This is a genomic window from Geodermatophilus sp. SYSU D01036 (assembly GCF_054050435.1).
Genome location: NZ_JBJGZJ010000002.1, coordinates 65,743 through 78,787, shown reverse-complemented (window position 1 = coordinate 78,787; position 13,045 = coordinate 65,743). Strand labels below are relative to the sequence as shown.

The 13,045-nt window shown below is 74.3% G+C and carries 14 protein-coding genes and 1 pseudogene; 7 read left to right on the top strand and 8 right to left on the bottom strand.

Annotation, left to right across the window (positions count from 1 at the left end):
* The first annotated feature begins 10 nt into the window (after window positions 1-10).
* Window positions 11-535: a putative immunity protein gene (locus ACI8AR_RS02805; protein WP_457049626.1), complete on the top strand. Its 525-nt coding sequence runs from the start codon at window positions 11-13 to the stop codon at window positions 533-535.
* 5 nt (window positions 536-540) lie between these two features.
* On the opposite strand, the gene ACI8AR_RS02800 is transcribed toward ACI8AR_RS02805, so the two are convergent.
* Entirely contained in the window at window positions 541-906 is a 366-nt protein-coding gene (locus tag ACI8AR_RS02800; protein ID WP_457049625.1) for a hypothetical protein, read from the bottom strand.
* A 76-nt stretch (window positions 907-982) separates the two neighbouring features.
* A complete protein-coding gene (locus ACI8AR_RS02795) occupies window positions 983-1,861 on the bottom strand; it encodes an alpha/beta hydrolase (protein ID WP_457049624.1) in 879 nt (292 codons plus the stop codon).
* Between the two features lie 182 nt (window positions 1,862-2,043).
* Here ACI8AR_RS02795 and ACI8AR_RS02790 point away from each other — a divergent pair.
* A pseudogene (locus tag ACI8AR_RS02790) lies at window positions 2,044-2,931 on the top strand (AraC-like ligand-binding domain-containing protein); the annotation flags it as partial.
* On the opposite strand, the gene ACI8AR_RS02785 reads toward ACI8AR_RS02790, so the two are convergent.
* Window positions 2,857-4,083: a DUF2235 domain-containing protein gene (locus tag ACI8AR_RS02785; protein WP_457049623.1), complete on the bottom strand. Its 1,227-nt coding sequence runs from the start codon at window positions 4,081-4,083 to the stop codon at window positions 2,857-2,859. The pseudogene ACI8AR_RS02790 and the gene ACI8AR_RS02785 overlap by 75 nt on opposite strands.
* A 125-nt stretch (window positions 4,084-4,208) precedes the next feature.
* Here ACI8AR_RS02785 and ACI8AR_RS02780 point away from each other — a divergent pair, with 125 nt between their 5' ends.
* The 3 genes from ACI8AR_RS02780 (at window position 4,209) to ACI8AR_RS02770 (ending at window position 7,223) form a co-directional block, all read left to right on the top strand.
* A complete protein-coding gene (locus ACI8AR_RS02780) occupies window positions 4,209-5,654 on the top strand; it encodes an amino acid permease (protein WP_457049622.1) in 1,446 nt (481 codons plus the stop codon).
* 157 nt (window positions 5,655-5,811) lie between these two features.
* Window positions 5,812-6,138: a hypothetical protein gene (locus ACI8AR_RS02775; protein ID WP_457049621.1), complete on the top strand. Its 327-nt coding sequence runs from the start codon at window positions 5,812-5,814 to the stop codon at window positions 6,136-6,138.
* Window positions 6,139-6,248: 110 nt separating this feature from the next.
* Window positions 6,249-7,223: a hypothetical protein gene (locus tag ACI8AR_RS02770; RefSeq protein ID WP_457049620.1), complete on the top strand. Its 975-nt coding sequence runs from the start codon at window positions 6,249-6,251 to the stop codon at window positions 7,221-7,223.
* 11 nt (window positions 7,224-7,234) lie between these two features.
* Here the strand turns inward: ACI8AR_RS02770 and ACI8AR_RS02765 are convergent, their stop codons facing one another.
* Window positions 7,235-8,077, bottom strand: coding sequence for an alpha/beta fold hydrolase (locus ACI8AR_RS02765; protein ID WP_457049619.1), 843 nt, complete (start codon window positions 8,075-8,077; stop codon window positions 7,235-7,237).
* A gap of 98 nt (window positions 8,078-8,175) precedes the next feature.
* Here ACI8AR_RS02765 and ACI8AR_RS02760 point away from each other — a divergent pair, with 98 nt between their 5' ends.
* Window positions 8,176-8,559, top strand: coding sequence for a YybH family protein (locus ACI8AR_RS02760; protein WP_457049618.1), 384 nt, complete (start codon window positions 8,176-8,178; stop codon window positions 8,557-8,559).
* A gap of 63 nt (window positions 8,560-8,622) precedes the next feature.
* Window positions 8,623-9,156: a dihydrofolate reductase family protein gene (locus ACI8AR_RS02755; protein ID WP_456936477.1), complete on the top strand. Its 534-nt coding sequence runs from the start codon at window positions 8,623-8,625 to the stop codon at window positions 9,154-9,156.
* A gap of 97 nt (window positions 9,157-9,253) precedes the next feature.
* Here the strand turns inward: ACI8AR_RS02755 and ACI8AR_RS02750 are convergent, their stop codons facing one another.
* The 4 genes from ACI8AR_RS02750 to ACI8AR_RS02735 all read right to left on the bottom strand — a co-directional run bounded on the left by ACI8AR_RS02750 (window position 9,254) and on the right by ACI8AR_RS02735 (window position 13,044).
* Complete coding sequence (locus ACI8AR_RS02750; protein WP_457049617.1) at window positions 9,254-9,643, bottom strand: hypothetical protein; 390 nt, start codon at window positions 9,641-9,643, stop codon at window positions 9,254-9,256.
* 142 nt (window positions 9,644-9,785) lie between these two features.
* Window positions 9,786-11,891, bottom strand: coding sequence for a hypothetical protein (locus ACI8AR_RS02745; protein WP_457049616.1), 2,106 nt, complete (start codon window positions 11,889-11,891; stop codon window positions 9,786-9,788).
* Window positions 11,888-12,586 (bottom strand): PulJ/GspJ family protein, encoded by a 699-nt coding sequence (locus ACI8AR_RS02740; protein ID WP_457049615.1) that lies wholly within the window; start codon window positions 12,584-12,586, stop codon window positions 11,888-11,890. Before ACI8AR_RS02740 ends, ACI8AR_RS02745 begins: the two co-directional genes overlap by 4 nt.
* Complete coding sequence (locus ACI8AR_RS02735; protein WP_457049614.1) at window positions 12,580-13,044, bottom strand: PulJ/GspJ family protein; 465 nt, start codon at window positions 13,042-13,044, stop codon at window positions 12,580-12,582. The genes ACI8AR_RS02740 and ACI8AR_RS02735 overlap by 7 nt, the downstream gene beginning before the upstream one ends.
* Window position 13,045 lies beyond the last annotated feature (1 nt).

The following is a 13,045-nucleotide window of genomic DNA, read 5'->3' as shown; positions in this document are numbered from 1 at the left end:
CCCTGCCCCGGTGCCCGGGGAGGTCGAGCTGAGCCTGCAGGACATCCGCCTGGTCGCCCGCTACGCGGCCGGGTGCGCCCGGGAGGTCCTGGCGCTGTTCGAGGCGGAGCGCCCGGGCGACGGGCGACCGCGGACGGCGGTCGAGGCGGCGGAGGCCTTCGCCGGCGGGGCCGCCCGGACGGTGCTGCAGCGGACGACCGCCCTGGCGGCGCACCGGGCCGCGGCGGAGGCTCCGCCCGGGGCCGCGCGCGAGGCGGCGCGCGCGGCCGGTTCCGCAGCGGCCGCGGCCTACCTGCACCCGCTGGCGCGGGCGACGCAGGTGCGGCACGTCCTGGGGGCGGCGGCGTCCGCGGCACGGGCGGCGGAGCTGGCCGCCGGTGGCGACGAGGCGGTGGGAGCCGAGTGGATCGAGCGGGCGCGGCAGCGGGCGACGCCCGGCCTGGTCGCGGTGCTCCGGCGCTACCCGGCCGCTCCGTCGGGCGGGAACCGGACGAGCCGGCTCGTGGCCGCGCTGGACGCGGCGTTGCGGCGCTGACCCGGTCAGCGCCGCAGGCGGTCCTGCACGCGCCGCAGCACGGTCTGCACCAGCCGGCCGGAGGTCGGACGCGGCGCCTCGAGCCGCGACTCGACGGCGGCCAGCCGCGTCTCCAGCTCGGTGACCGTGGCCGGGGCCGCCGGGGCGGGCGGCGGCGTCACCGCGAGCTCGGCGAGGCTCTCGGTCAGCCCGGACACCAGGCCGGCCACCTCGTCGGGCCGGAGCTTGACGGTGCCGACGCACGCGTCGTCGCGCCAGATGCTCAGGTTGACCAGGCCCTGCGCCGGGTGCGCGGAGACGCGGACCGCGCGCGTCCGGTCGCGTGCGTCCCACACCCAGCGGGCCCGTGCCGGCATCGCGGTGACCGTCATCACGCCATGATCGCCGCCGGAGCCGCCTCTGGCCAGCAGGAACGGGTCGGACGTCGGCGGGCACCCCGGGTGCGCGTCACTGCGCGCCGGCGACCTGCCGACGCGGTCCCGTCGCGTGGGCGAGCGCCCAGTCGAGGGACTCGTCGGCGATCGCCTCCCAGCCCGGTGAGGCGGGCAGCAGGTGGGGGTAGCCGGGGTACTCGCGCACCTCGGTCACCGTGTCGGCGCGGTAGTGCGCCGCGTTCGACCGCTGCACCGACGGCGGCATGAGGTGGTCCTCGCCGCCGGAGACGAACAGCAGCGGCGGCCGCGCCTCGTTGCCGTAGTCGACGTGCGCGTCCTGCGGGCCGGGCATGAGGTTGGCCAGCACGGAGTTCCACAGGATCCGGCCCGACGCCGGGATGTGGTACCGCCGGTACAGCGCCCGCGACTCGTCCTCGGGGAACGTGTTGGCGAAGGCGTAGTGCCACTGCTCCTCGGTCAGCCCGACGGCGCGGTGCCGGTTGGCGGGGTTCCTGAGCACCGTCCAGGTGGAGCGCAGCTGCGACAGCGGCACCACCTTCACGCCCTCGGTCGGCGCCGAGTTGAACACCACGCCCACCGCGCCCAGGCCGCGGTCGAGCAGCAGCTGCGTGAACGTCCCGCCGGCGGAGTGGCCCATGAGCACCGGCGGACGGTCCAGCCCGCGGACCAGCGCGGACAGGTGCTCGACGATGGCCGGCAGCGTGACCTCGGCGATCGGCGTCGGGTCGGCGGTCAGCGCCTCGACCTCGCCCTCGAAGCCGGGGTAGGTCGGGGTGAGCACGCGGAAGCCGCGCTGCTCGTAGTGCGTCTTCCAGTGCTCCCAGCTGCGCGGGGTCACCCAGAAGCCGTGGATCAGGACGATGGTGTCCGGCGCGGTGGTGCCCGGTGCGGTGGTGCTCGGTGCGGTGCGAGGTGCTGGTGGCGTGGTCACGGTCGCTCCCTCGGGGTGGTGGCCGGTCAGCGCGAGCCTGGCAGCGGACCCGGCCGGCGAACGGTCCCTGCGTGCACGGCTGCGGTCCCTGCCTGCATCCGTGCGGGTTCCGGGAGCGGCCCGGCTCTGCCAGGCTCGGCGTCCACGGGGGACGTCCGCTGCCGACGCCCAGGGACGGCGCGATGCTGCTCTTCGACACCACCCCGCTCCCCCGCGCCGACCGCGCCGAGGCCTTCCGCGTCGCCGTGCAGGAGGCGTCGGCGGCCTGCCGCGTCGAGCACCGCGAGGACCCCGCGGAGGTGCAGGCGCGCGTGCACGCGTTCCCGTACGGGACGGCGGTGCTGCTGGCCACCGACGCGACCCGCTTCCGCATGGTCCGCACCCGGCGGCACGTCGCCCGCGACGACGTCCCGCTGGTGGCGCTGGCCTTCCAGCACCGCGGCCGCGGCGAGTTCGACCAGCTCGGCCACGAGCAGCTCGTCGAGGGCGGGGACCTGATGCTGGTCGACATGACCGCGCCCCACGGGTTCGCCTGCGCGACCGGCGGCGGGTCCCGCGCGCTGCTGGTCCCCCTCGACCGGCTCGGCCTGCCGGTCGACGTCGTCCGCCGGGCGGCGCCGCGGCTGCGGTCCAGCGCGCTGCACGGGCTGGTGCGCGCGCACCTGCAGCGGATCGCCGACGACGCCGCGGCGCTGTCGGCCGACCCCGGAGCCGCCGCGCTCGGCGCGGCCACGGTCGAGCTGGTCCGCGCGCTCGTGGTGTCCGCGGCCGGGGACGACCGGCACGGCCCGCCGGTGCGGGAGGACACGCTGGTGACCCGGGTGCGGGCGTACGTCGCCCGGCACCTCACCGACCCGGGCCTCACCCCGGCCGCCGTCGCCCGGGCGCACGGCGTCTCGGTCCGGCAGCTCTACAAGGCCTTCGCCGCGGCCGGCGCCAGCCTCGAGCAGGAGGTCATCGCCCGGCGGCTGGAGGCGGCGCGGACCCGCCTGACCTCACCCGCCGGGCGGCAGCGGTCCATCGCCGCGACCGCCCGTGCCTGCGGCTTCGCCGACCCCAGCCACTTCGCCCGCCGGTTCCGCGAGGCCTTCGGGATGAGTCCGCGGGAGTGGCAGCGGGCGTCCGCCCGCTGAGCGCCGGCCGGCGTCGACCTCGGTGCGCGGGCCGCCGCGGGCGAGGAACGCGGCGACGCCGGGCGGGCGGTAGCGCTCGTCCTGCAGGTACCGGCGGACGGCGGTCGAGGCCAGCCTCTCGGTGCGCGGGTGGCCCACGCCGATCGACCGGTGGTACCGCGGCAGCAGCCGGTAGAGGCCGGTGCGGGAGTCGCGCAGCTCGCCGAGCGGGTCGGGCACCGGGCGCGGCCGGTTGTCGTCCGGGGCCCCGCCGGGCGGGGGCGGCGCGAAGGCGTCGCGGTGGAACGCCAGGCCGCACTCGCGGGCCCGGTCCACCATCCACAGCAGCGCGACGTCGGACAGCGAGGTGTCGCGGTAGCCGCCGCCGACGCCGCAGTGCACGCCGGAGAACCAGACCTGCTCCAGCCGCTGGCCCTCCGGGCGGGCGTCGCCCTCGCGCGGCTCCCACAGCGTGGGCCGGAAGGCGCGGCGGGTCTCGTCCACGGCCAGCGCCTGGAATGCGTTGCGCACCTTCGAGCTCAGCGTCGTGTCGTGGAACGCCCACCGGCGGTTGACGAAGCCGAGCCCGCGCACCGGCAGCCCGAGCGCGCCCACGGTGTCCCAGACGCCGATGAAGTGGACGTCGGGCTCGTGGGAGTAGGAGCGCCGGAACAGCTCGGCCTCGGTGCCGCGGGGATGGGCCTCCCGGCACCGGTACAGCTCGTAGGCCTCGTCGAGCCGGCCGGCGTGGCGGCGCTCGAGCACCCCGGCGGTGCGGACGAACCCGGCGGTGCTGCGGGCGGTGAACGCGCCGCGGCTGAACCCGAAGAACCACAGCTCGTCGCCGGGGTCGTAGTTGTCGACGATCGTCCGGTAGGCGTCCTTGACGGCGCGGGACAGCCCCACGCCGAACGCGCCGCCGCGGTACCGCTCGCCGCGGGCGGTGCCGACCCCGCGCAGGTAGTAGACGCACTGCCGCAACCCGTCGTCGCCGGCCGGGGCGACCTCCAGGGCGAGCTTGGTGACGTTGGTCGGGCACGGCCGGCCCTCGGCCACCTGGTCCGGGGTGTTCCAGGTGCCGTCGCAGCACACGACCAGTCGCTTCGGCATCACGCCTCCCGCGTCGCTCCCCGTCACGGTGCTCGCCGGCGGTCCCCGCCGACAAGGGGCTCGCGCTCCGCTCTGCGCGACCGGTGCCGCAGCGGGACCCTCGGTGAGCCGACGAAGGGGGACCCATGACCGGTGACGGGCACTCGATCTGGCGGCGCATGCCGGTCGACCGGATGGAGGACCTCGAGGAGCACAGCGCGGGCGGCCGGCTCACCCGCAGCCTCGGGCTGTGGCAGCTGACCGCGATCGGGGTCGGCGGCATCATCGGCGTCGGGATCTTCTCCCTCGCGGGGCTCGTGGCCGCCGGCGACGCCGACAACGAGCCCGTCGGGCCGGCCGTGCTCGTCGCCTTCCTGATCGCGGGCCTGGCCTCCGCGGCAGCGGCGCTGTCCTACGCCGAGTTCGCCGGCATGATCCCGCGGGCCGGGTCCGCCTACACCTACGGCTACGTGGCCCTCGGCGAGGTCATCGGGTGGTTCATCGGCTGGGACCTGCTCCTGGAGTACATCGCCATCGTCGCCGTCGTGGCGATCGGCATCTCCGGCTACCTCGGGGAACTGCTCGACAACCTCGGGCTCACCCTGCCGACGTCGCTCACCGCCTCCGCCGAGGAGGGCGGCGTCGTCAACGTCCCCGCCGTCCTGATCTGCCTGCTGGTCACGTTCATCCTCAGCCGCGGCACGAGGACCTTCGGCCGGTTCGAGCTGGTGGCCGTGGGCATCAAGATCCTGCTGATCCTCGGCATCATCGGGCTGGGCGTCTTCTACGTCGAGGCGGGGAACTACGACCCCTTCCTGCCGTCCGGCTTCGGCCCGGTGCTCACCGGCGCGGCCACCGTCTTCTTCGCCGTCTTCGGCTACGACGCCATGAGCACCGCCGCCGAGGAGGCCGAGGACGGCAAGCGGCACATGCCGAAGGCGATCATCCTGTCGCTGGTCATCGCGATGCTGCTCTACGTCGCCGCGACGCTGGTGCTCACCGGGATGCAGGACTACCGGGACATCGACCCGACCGCCGGCTTCGCCTCGGCCTTCGAGAGCGTGGGCCTGCCGGTGGTCGCCAGCATCATCTCCGTCTTCGCCGTGCTGTCCATCCTGACCGTGATGCTGACCTTCCTGCTCGGCGTCACCCGCGTGTGGTTCTCGATGAGCCGGGACGGGCTGCTCCCGCCGTGGTTCGCGAAGGTCGACCGCACCGGTACGCCGCAACGGGTCACCTGGATCGCCGGCGCGGGGGCGGTCCTGCTGGCCGGCGTCTTCCCGATCCGCGCCGTCGCGGACCTGACGAACATCGGCATCCTGTCGGCGTTCATCGTGGTCTGCGTCGCCGTCATCCTGTTCCGCTACACGCGGCCGGAGACGCCGCGGCCGTTCCGGTTGCCGCTCATGCCCGTCGTCCCGGCGTTCGGGGTGCTCGCGTCGCTGTTCCTCATCTGGCAGCTGCCGTGGGAGACCTGGGCCCGCTTCGGGGTCTGGCTGCTTATCGGGCTGGTCGTCTACTTCACCTACGGGCGGAAGCACTCGCTCCTGGCCCCGGACAGCCCGAGCCACCGCCGGGCGGTCGACGACTGAGCGGCTGGCGGTCGTCGGCCCCCAGCGTCGGCCGGGGGCGCAGCACCTCGGACCCCGCGTCCGGCAGAGCGGCGCCGAGGGTCAGCGGGCCCCACCGCGTCCAGCCGCCCGCGCCGCGGAGGACCCGTGCCGTGCCTGACGGAGCTACCGTCAGCCCGTGGGCGTCGTCCTCCGGGGCCTGCGCCAGGCGCTGGTCATGGTGCTGCTCGCGGCGGCCGTGGCACTGGCCGTCGCGGCGCTGTGGACCCTGCTCGGGGACGGCAGCTTCCTGCAGGGGTTCGCGCTGGTCCTGCTCGTGCTCGCCGGCCTCGTCGGCCTGACCAGCGGCGCGGTGTTCACCCGGGCCCACGACCACGAGCACGGCCGGCGGCCCGACCTCGACGACCACGGCTCCCCCGGTGGGGTACTGACCGGCGTGGGCGTCTTCCTGCTCGTGTCCCTGCCCCTGTTCGCCGCCGGCGCCGTGCTGTTCGCCCTCGCCTGACCGCGACCCCGTCCCGGGGCGTTCGGCCCTGTCCCGCACGCGGCAGGCGGGCCACCGTGGACCGGACGGGGGAACGACCTCCCGACCGACGACGCCCACCGGAGGAAGCCGTGCCGACGACGCGGAGGACGACCGGCCACCTGCGAGCGGCGGTGCTGGTGACCGGCGTGGTCGCCCTGACGGTCACGACCGTCCCGTCCGCGGCGGCGTCCTGGCCGGAGGTGATCGTCCTGCCGGGCGCGACCTCGGCCGAGGGGATCGCGGCGGGCAGGGGTGACACGTTCTACGCGGGCGACCTGTTCGCCGGCGACGTCTTCCGCGGCGACCTGGAGAAGGGGACCGCCGAGCTGTTCATCGACGCTCCGGAGGGCCGGTGGGCGGTCGGCATGGACACCGACCTCCGGCACGGCCTGCTCTACGTGGCAGGGGGCTTCACCGGACAGGCGTACGTGTACGACCTGCACACCGGGAAGACGGTCGCGGAGTACCAGTTCGCGCCGCCGTCCCCCATGGACGTCATGATCCCCACCACGCTGGTCAACGACGTCGTCGTCACCCGGACGGGCGCGTGGTTCACCGACAGCAGGCACGGGGTCCTGTACCACGTGCCGATCGACCACCACGGGAACCCGGGCGGGTTCCGCACACTGCCCCTGCGGGGACCGGCGGCGGACACGAGCGGCGAGTTCAACCTCAACGGCATCGCCGCCGTCCGGGGTGGCAGGACGCTCGTCGTCGCCCACTCGGCCAACGGCGAGCTGTACACGGTGGACCCGGCAACCGGCGACAGTGCCCCGGTCGCGGGGGTGACCGTGCCCGGGGTCGACGGCATCGAGGTGCAGGGCCGGCGGCTGTGGGCGGTGCAGGGCAGCACCGAGGAGAACCCTCTCGGCCAGGTGACCGAGGTGCGGCTGAGCGGGGACCTGACGTCCGGGTCGGTCCGGGACGTCGTCACCAGCGACCTCTTCCGGATCCCGGCGACCGCCATCCGGTACGACGGCCGGCTCGCCGTCGTGAACACGCACTTCGACACCGGACTGCCGCCCACCGCGGACCAGTACGAGGTCGTCCTCGTCGACGACTGACCGGGCCGGGCTCAGGCCGGCCCTCCCGGCGGCTCGTCGAACAGGGCGACGACCATCGGGAGAAGCCAGTCCAGGCGGTCGAGGACGCCGCTGCCCGGCGGCATGAAGTGGGTGGTCCCCGGCAGGACCGCCAGGCGCGCTCGTGGGAGGCCGGCCAGGTCGCCCATCGCGCCGCCGCCGAGGAGGCGGAAGAGCTCGACCGCGGACTCGACCCGGACGGCGTCGGCGTCCCCGGCGACGACCAGGGTGGGCGCGGTGATCCCGCGGATGTCCTCGGCGGGCCAGTCGAAGGGGGTCTCGTCGAGCGTCTTGAGCTTCTGGACGAGGACCGGGAAGTGGTCGGGGTCGGGCGCGAGCGCCCGGTAGCCCTCCTCCATCGGGGTGCCGGCGAACGCCTCCGGCGTGATGGTCGGGATCATCTCCAGCAGTTCCGGCTGCATCCCCTCGCTGGAGTGCGACGCCGACACGACGACCAGCGTCCGGACCGCGCCCGGGTGGCGGACGGCCACCTGCAGCGCCGCGGCGCCGCCCATGCTGAAACCCAGGACGTCGGCGCGCTCGATGCCGAGGTGGGCGAGGAGGGCCGCGGCGTCGTCGGCCAGGCCCTCGTAAGTGATCGGGCGGTCGACGTCCGCCGTCCGGCCGTGCGCCTGCAGGTCCGGGACGACGACCTCCCGGGTGACGGCCAGGGCGCTCACCAGCGGCCCGAGGTCGCCGGCCGACATGTACGCGCCGTGCAGGAGGAGGACCGGGCCGGCGGCCGGCTCCCTCGCGGGCCCGTGGACCTCGAAGTACATCTCCAGTCCGTCGACCGGGGCGTAGCCGGTCCTCGTCACAGCAGCGGTGTCGGTCATGGCGCCCCTCCTCGGCGGTCCGGAGTCGGCGATCGTCGCGCGATCGGCACGGCGGCGGGAACCCCCGCCGGCCCCGGTAGACGTGGCAGCGTGGCCGCGTGGACCGCGCCGGGGTGGTGCAGTGGGTGGCCGGGTACGAGCGCGCGTGGCGGGAGGGGGACGTGGCCGGGGTCGCCCGGCTGTTCACCGACGACGCCCGGTACCGGCGCTCCCCCTACGAGCCGTCGGAGGTCGGCCACGCGGCGATCCGGGCGTTCTGGCGGGAGGACGAGGGCCGGGCGTTCACGGTGACCGCCGAGCCGGTCGCCGTCGAGGGGCGGGACGCGGTGGTCCGGCTGGAGGTGCGCTACGCCGACCCGGTCCAGGAGTACCGGGACCTGTGGGTGCTGCGCTTCGCCGACGACGGCCGGGTCGCGGACTTCGAGGAGTGGGCGTACTGGCCGGGCTGCCCGTACACCGCGGAGGGCGACACGGCGGGCTGAGGAGCCGCGCGCGGCGGAGCAGCGCCTGGGGCCACGTGCCGTCCCGGCCTACGCTCGTCCGGCATGGCGACGGTCTTCGCCGGGATGGCGGCCAGCCTGGACGGCTTCATCCAGTCGAGGTCCGGGGACCTCGCGTGGCTCAACGACGCCATGGCCCCCGGTGAGGACTACGGCTTCGCGGAGACCGAGGCCCGCACCGGCGCCTACGTCGTCGGCGCGAACACGTACCGGGAGATGGGCACCGCCGGGATCGGCGCCGTCCCGACCTGGGTGGTCACTCACGACGCCGACCTGCCGACCGGCCGGAACACGCGCGCGTACGCCGGCGACCTGACCGAGCTGATCGACACCGTGCGGTCCCGGATCGACCCCGGGAAGGACATCTGCGTCTTCGGTGGCGGGCGGCTGGTCACCCAGCTGCTGGAGCTCGGCCTCGTCGACGAGCTGGGCGTCTCCGTCGTCCCCGTCGTCCTCGGGGACGGCGTGCCCTTCTTCGGCACGATGACCGCGAGCACGAAGCTGCGGTTGATCCAGTGCCGGCCCTTCCCCTCCGGGATCGTGCTCCTGAACTACCGGGTCGTGCGGCCCCCGTCCTGACCTCGAGGAAACTCGATGGAGCGGCCCGCCGTGCACGCGCCGGAGCCCCGCGCCACCCGGTGGTGGCGCGGGGCTCCGGTCGCGTCCCGGCGGGCGGTCAGCCGGCCCGGCGCAGCTCCAAGCCCTCGGCGGGGTCCCAGCCCTGGTACAGCGGGTCCCAGACGGCGGCGTCGAGGAGCAGGTAGGTCTCCAGGCGCAGCAGGCCCGAGGCGCGGAAGACGGAGACGTCGCGCTGCTCGGTCCCGGCCGGCTCGGTCTCGACCGCGGCGACGGCGTCGGCCGGGTCGGCGAGGGCCCACTCCCGCACGGTCTCGCGGACGACGACCGAGCCGGTGCCGTCGCGGTCCCACGTGAAGGTGTGGGCCGAGAGTTCCCAGCCGCCGTCGTCGGCGGGGGACAGATCGAAGCGGTCCTCGTACCGGCGGACGGCGCCGGACGGCAGCTCGACCTCGATGCCCTGGACCGTGGCGTGCCTGAACGGGTTCACGACTGGGTCGCCTCTCTCCTGGCCGGCGCGGGGTGCGGCGGCTCAGGAGCCATGTCGGCGGACCGGGACCTCGACTGCAGCGATTCCACGCGACGGGGGCCGGGTCTCACCCGGACGGGTGAGACCCGGCCCCCGTCGCTCGTCAGCGGATGACGTCCCAGCTCTGGACGATCATCTGTCTGTGGTTTCCCGCTGCGGTGGGTGAGCCGGCGGTGTCGTGGGCGTAGACACGCGCGACGATCGACCGGTCCCCGCCGGTCGAGCACGCGGGCGCCTCGTGACACACGAAGACGGTGAGGAAGAAGACCGTCCCGCCGGGCCCGTAGCCGGGCGAGTCGTCGGGGATCTCGATCACCGGGCCCGAGTAGCTGATCGACCCGGTCTCCTTGAGCCAGAGGACACGGGAGATCACGCCGAAGCGCAGCACCTGCTCGGTGATGTTGCTGAGCGCGATGTCGATGGGTGCCAACGGCGTGTACGTCGTGCCCTGGATGTAGAAGCGTCCGGAGTAGGACTCCGGCGTGGAGATGACCGCGCACTGGCCGCCCGACCCGCCGGTGTAGACGGCGGTGATGCACCCGCTCTGCCCCCGGAAGGCGGGTTGCGTGTACGTCAGGTCCAGGTAGACGGCGTCGATCGACTCCGTCCCGGGGTCTCCGAGCTTCGACTTGTAGGACAGGGCGAGACCGGCCAGGCCACCCGAGTGCACCGTGGCGGCCAGCCCCGCGGTCAGGTCCACGGTCTGCGTCCCCGCGGGCAGGGCCGCGCCGCTCGGGGAGACGTCGAAGGGGGTCCCGGCCGCTGCCCCGGACGACGGCGTGACGGTCACCGTCCTCGTCGCCTTCACGGAGGCGCCGTACACGATCCGGAGCCTCGCGGAGTTGAGGATCGAGCCGGCCGGGATGGCCGGCGCCGGGAGGAGGTTCGACAGCTGCAGGGTCCCGGTGTCGTTCCTCGCCCCGGTCCAGGACACGGCGGTGCCCCCGGTGGTGGCGAGTGCCGACCTCAGGTCGCCCCCCGGGACCGTGTAACCGGTGGCGGTCACCGTCTGGGCCACCGCGTCCGGGACGACGGTCTGGGTCGCGGACCCCGACTTCACCCCGTACACCGCCAGCGGGGGCTTGGTGGCCGAGTAGGTGCCGCAGATCTCGACGTCGGCGTCGTTGGCCACCCGCAACCGGCTGTCCCCGCCGAAGATGAACTGCACGCCCTGGGCGGACGTCGAGGTGATGGGGTTCTGACACGCCCCCGGGACGGACATCGGGTTGACAGGGGTGGTCATCGGGGAGCCGGCCGCGTCGACCGGCGTACCGGCGATGAGCTGGCCGTCCCTGATCAACCACTCGTCGGTCGACCCGCCCATGCCCGGAACGGCCCCCGAGGCGTTCTTGAAGTCGAAGTAGTACACGCCGGGCTTGAACCACCAGACGCTGTCCTTGCACGCGCCGTTGCCGCTCATGAGGTCGGACAGCGCGTAGGCGTCGTCGTAGTAGCCGGGCTGGAAGGTGACCACCTTGCCGGGACAGTTGCTCGCCGCGTTGGTCGGCACCGCGCGGTACGCGGGGACGGTCGTGGTGTCGGGCGCGTAGTTCGGGTCGCCCGGGAGGCCGCCGCGGGGGCACTGCACCGGCGGGTTGCTGACGATCGTGCCGGTGCAGGTGGTGCCGCCGTAGGCGTAGGTCGTCGTCTGGAGCGACCCGTTGGTCACGGCGATGCTCGAGTTCGAGATGATCCCGCCCTTGACGCTGAAGGGGATCGAGGTGCTGTTCGCCTGCACCTGCAGGCCGACCTCGGCCGGGTTGGTGCTCAGCGTCAGGATGGCGTTGCCGGGCCTGTTGGCGGCGGTGATCGGGACGAGGTCGCCGGAAGCGCCGGTCGACTTGTCGATGCTGCACTCGACGCGCGCCGAGTTGGCCGGCTTGCCCGTGCTGCCGGGCACGAGGTCGGAGAAGACGCGGGTGGCCTCGGACCAGGTGCCGTCGGCTGCCTGGAAGCACTGGGCGGCAGTGGTGGCGTTGTTGCTGCCGCTCGTCCGCAGCTCGTTGATCGCCGCCTGCGCCGCTCCGTCCGCCGTGGCGGCGGCCGCGGCCTGGTCACGGAGGCTGACCGTCGCGCGCACGCTCGTGTCGGCGAAGGTCAGCAGCCCGCTGACCAGGACGGCGACGACGGTGACGATGACGAGGGCCAGCACGAGCGTGGCCCCCGAGTCGTCCGAGACGGCGGGTCGGCGCCGCCGGGGGGTGGTCACGACTGCCTCCGGTGGCCGGTCAGGGTGACGGCGTAGGTGGTGCCCGGCCGGCTGTTGGGGTCACGGACGGTGAACGTCAGGGTGATGGTGCTGGGCACGGCGCTGCCCGCTCCCTCGCACGAGGCGAGCGGCGTACCCGCGGGGTCGGCGCAGCTCAGGTCCCACTGGTCGACGCCGAGCGCGGCGGCCGTGGCGGGGTCGACGAGGTTGTGCGCGACGACCGTGTCCGATGCGGGGGTGGCCGAGGTCGTGCAGACGATCCGGTGCAGCTCCGTGCCCTCCACGACGTAGGAGACCCGCGTCTGGCCGGCCGGGGTGGCCGCCCCGGCCGACGGGAAGACGTCCCAGGCCAGCCGCAGGACGGCGTCGGGCGTCTCGGCGACCCCGCAGGGGAAGTCACCGCCGGTCGCGGCGACGTTCGTCTGCACCGACCGCTTCAGGGCGAAGGGGTCCTCGCGGGTGCCGAAGGCGACGTAGTCGCGCACCCCGACCGCCTGGACGTCCTGCGCGAAGTAGGCCGCGGCGATCTGCGCGTCGTGCGACTCGTTCATCCGGGCGGCCGTGACGCCGGTGGTCTTGAAGTAGCCGATGACGACGTTCGCCAGGGGAACGGCGACGATGCCGAGGATGACGATCGCCATCAGCAGTTCGACGAGCGTGAACCCCGCCTCGGCGTCCCGCCTCGTCCTCAGCATGCCGACCCGGCCCCGCACGCCTTGCGGACCACGATGACCAGCCGCTCGGTGGCTCTCCCGTCGCTGCTGGAGACCTGGAGGGTCACGCGCTCCATGCCGGCCGAGGAGCAGTCGGCGGTGAACGTGCGGCTCATCGGGTTCCAGTACTGGACCGCGGACACGCTCGCCGAGTAGCCGGCCGGGGCCGCGTAGCCCACGGAGACCGGCTGGTAGGGGGACGAGGCCCCGGCCGCTGCACACTCCACGTAGTGGGCGTCACTGGCCGCGACGTGGCGGCTGAGGTTCTCGGCGTAGTCCTTGACCGCGGCGCCGGCTGTGGCCTGCTTGCGGTGCGCGTCCGAGACCGTGACCGTGGTCATGAGCCCCGTCAGGACCGCCACCCCCGTGATCCCGAGGATCACCGTGGCGACGAGGAGCTCGAGGAGGGTCTCGCCTCGGTCGTCCGTGCGGAGGGACACG

Coding starts and splice junctions, on each gene's coding strand:
- ACI8AR_RS02785 (WP_457049623.1), bottom strand. CDS start 4,083: ATGCCGAAGCGACTGGTCGTGTGCTGCGACGGCACCTGGAACACCCCG.
- ACI8AR_RS02740 (WP_457049615.1), bottom strand. CDS start 12,586: ATGCTGAGGACGAGGCGGGACGCCGAGGCGGGGTTCACGCTCGTCGAA.
- ACI8AR_RS02800 (WP_457049625.1), bottom strand. CDS start 906: ATGACGGTCACCGCGATGCCGGCACGGGCCCGCTGGGTGTGGGACGCA.
- ACI8AR_RS02755 (WP_456936477.1), top strand. CDS start 8,623: ATGGCGACGGTCTTCGCCGGGATGGCGGCCAGCCTGGACGGCTTCATC.
- ACI8AR_RS02780 (WP_457049622.1), top strand. CDS start 4,209: ATGACCGGTGACGGGCACTCGATCTGGCGGCGCATGCCGGTCGACCGG.
- ACI8AR_RS02765 (WP_457049619.1), bottom strand. CDS start 8,077: ATGACCGACACCGCTGCTGTGACGAGGACCGGCTACGCCCCGGTCGAC.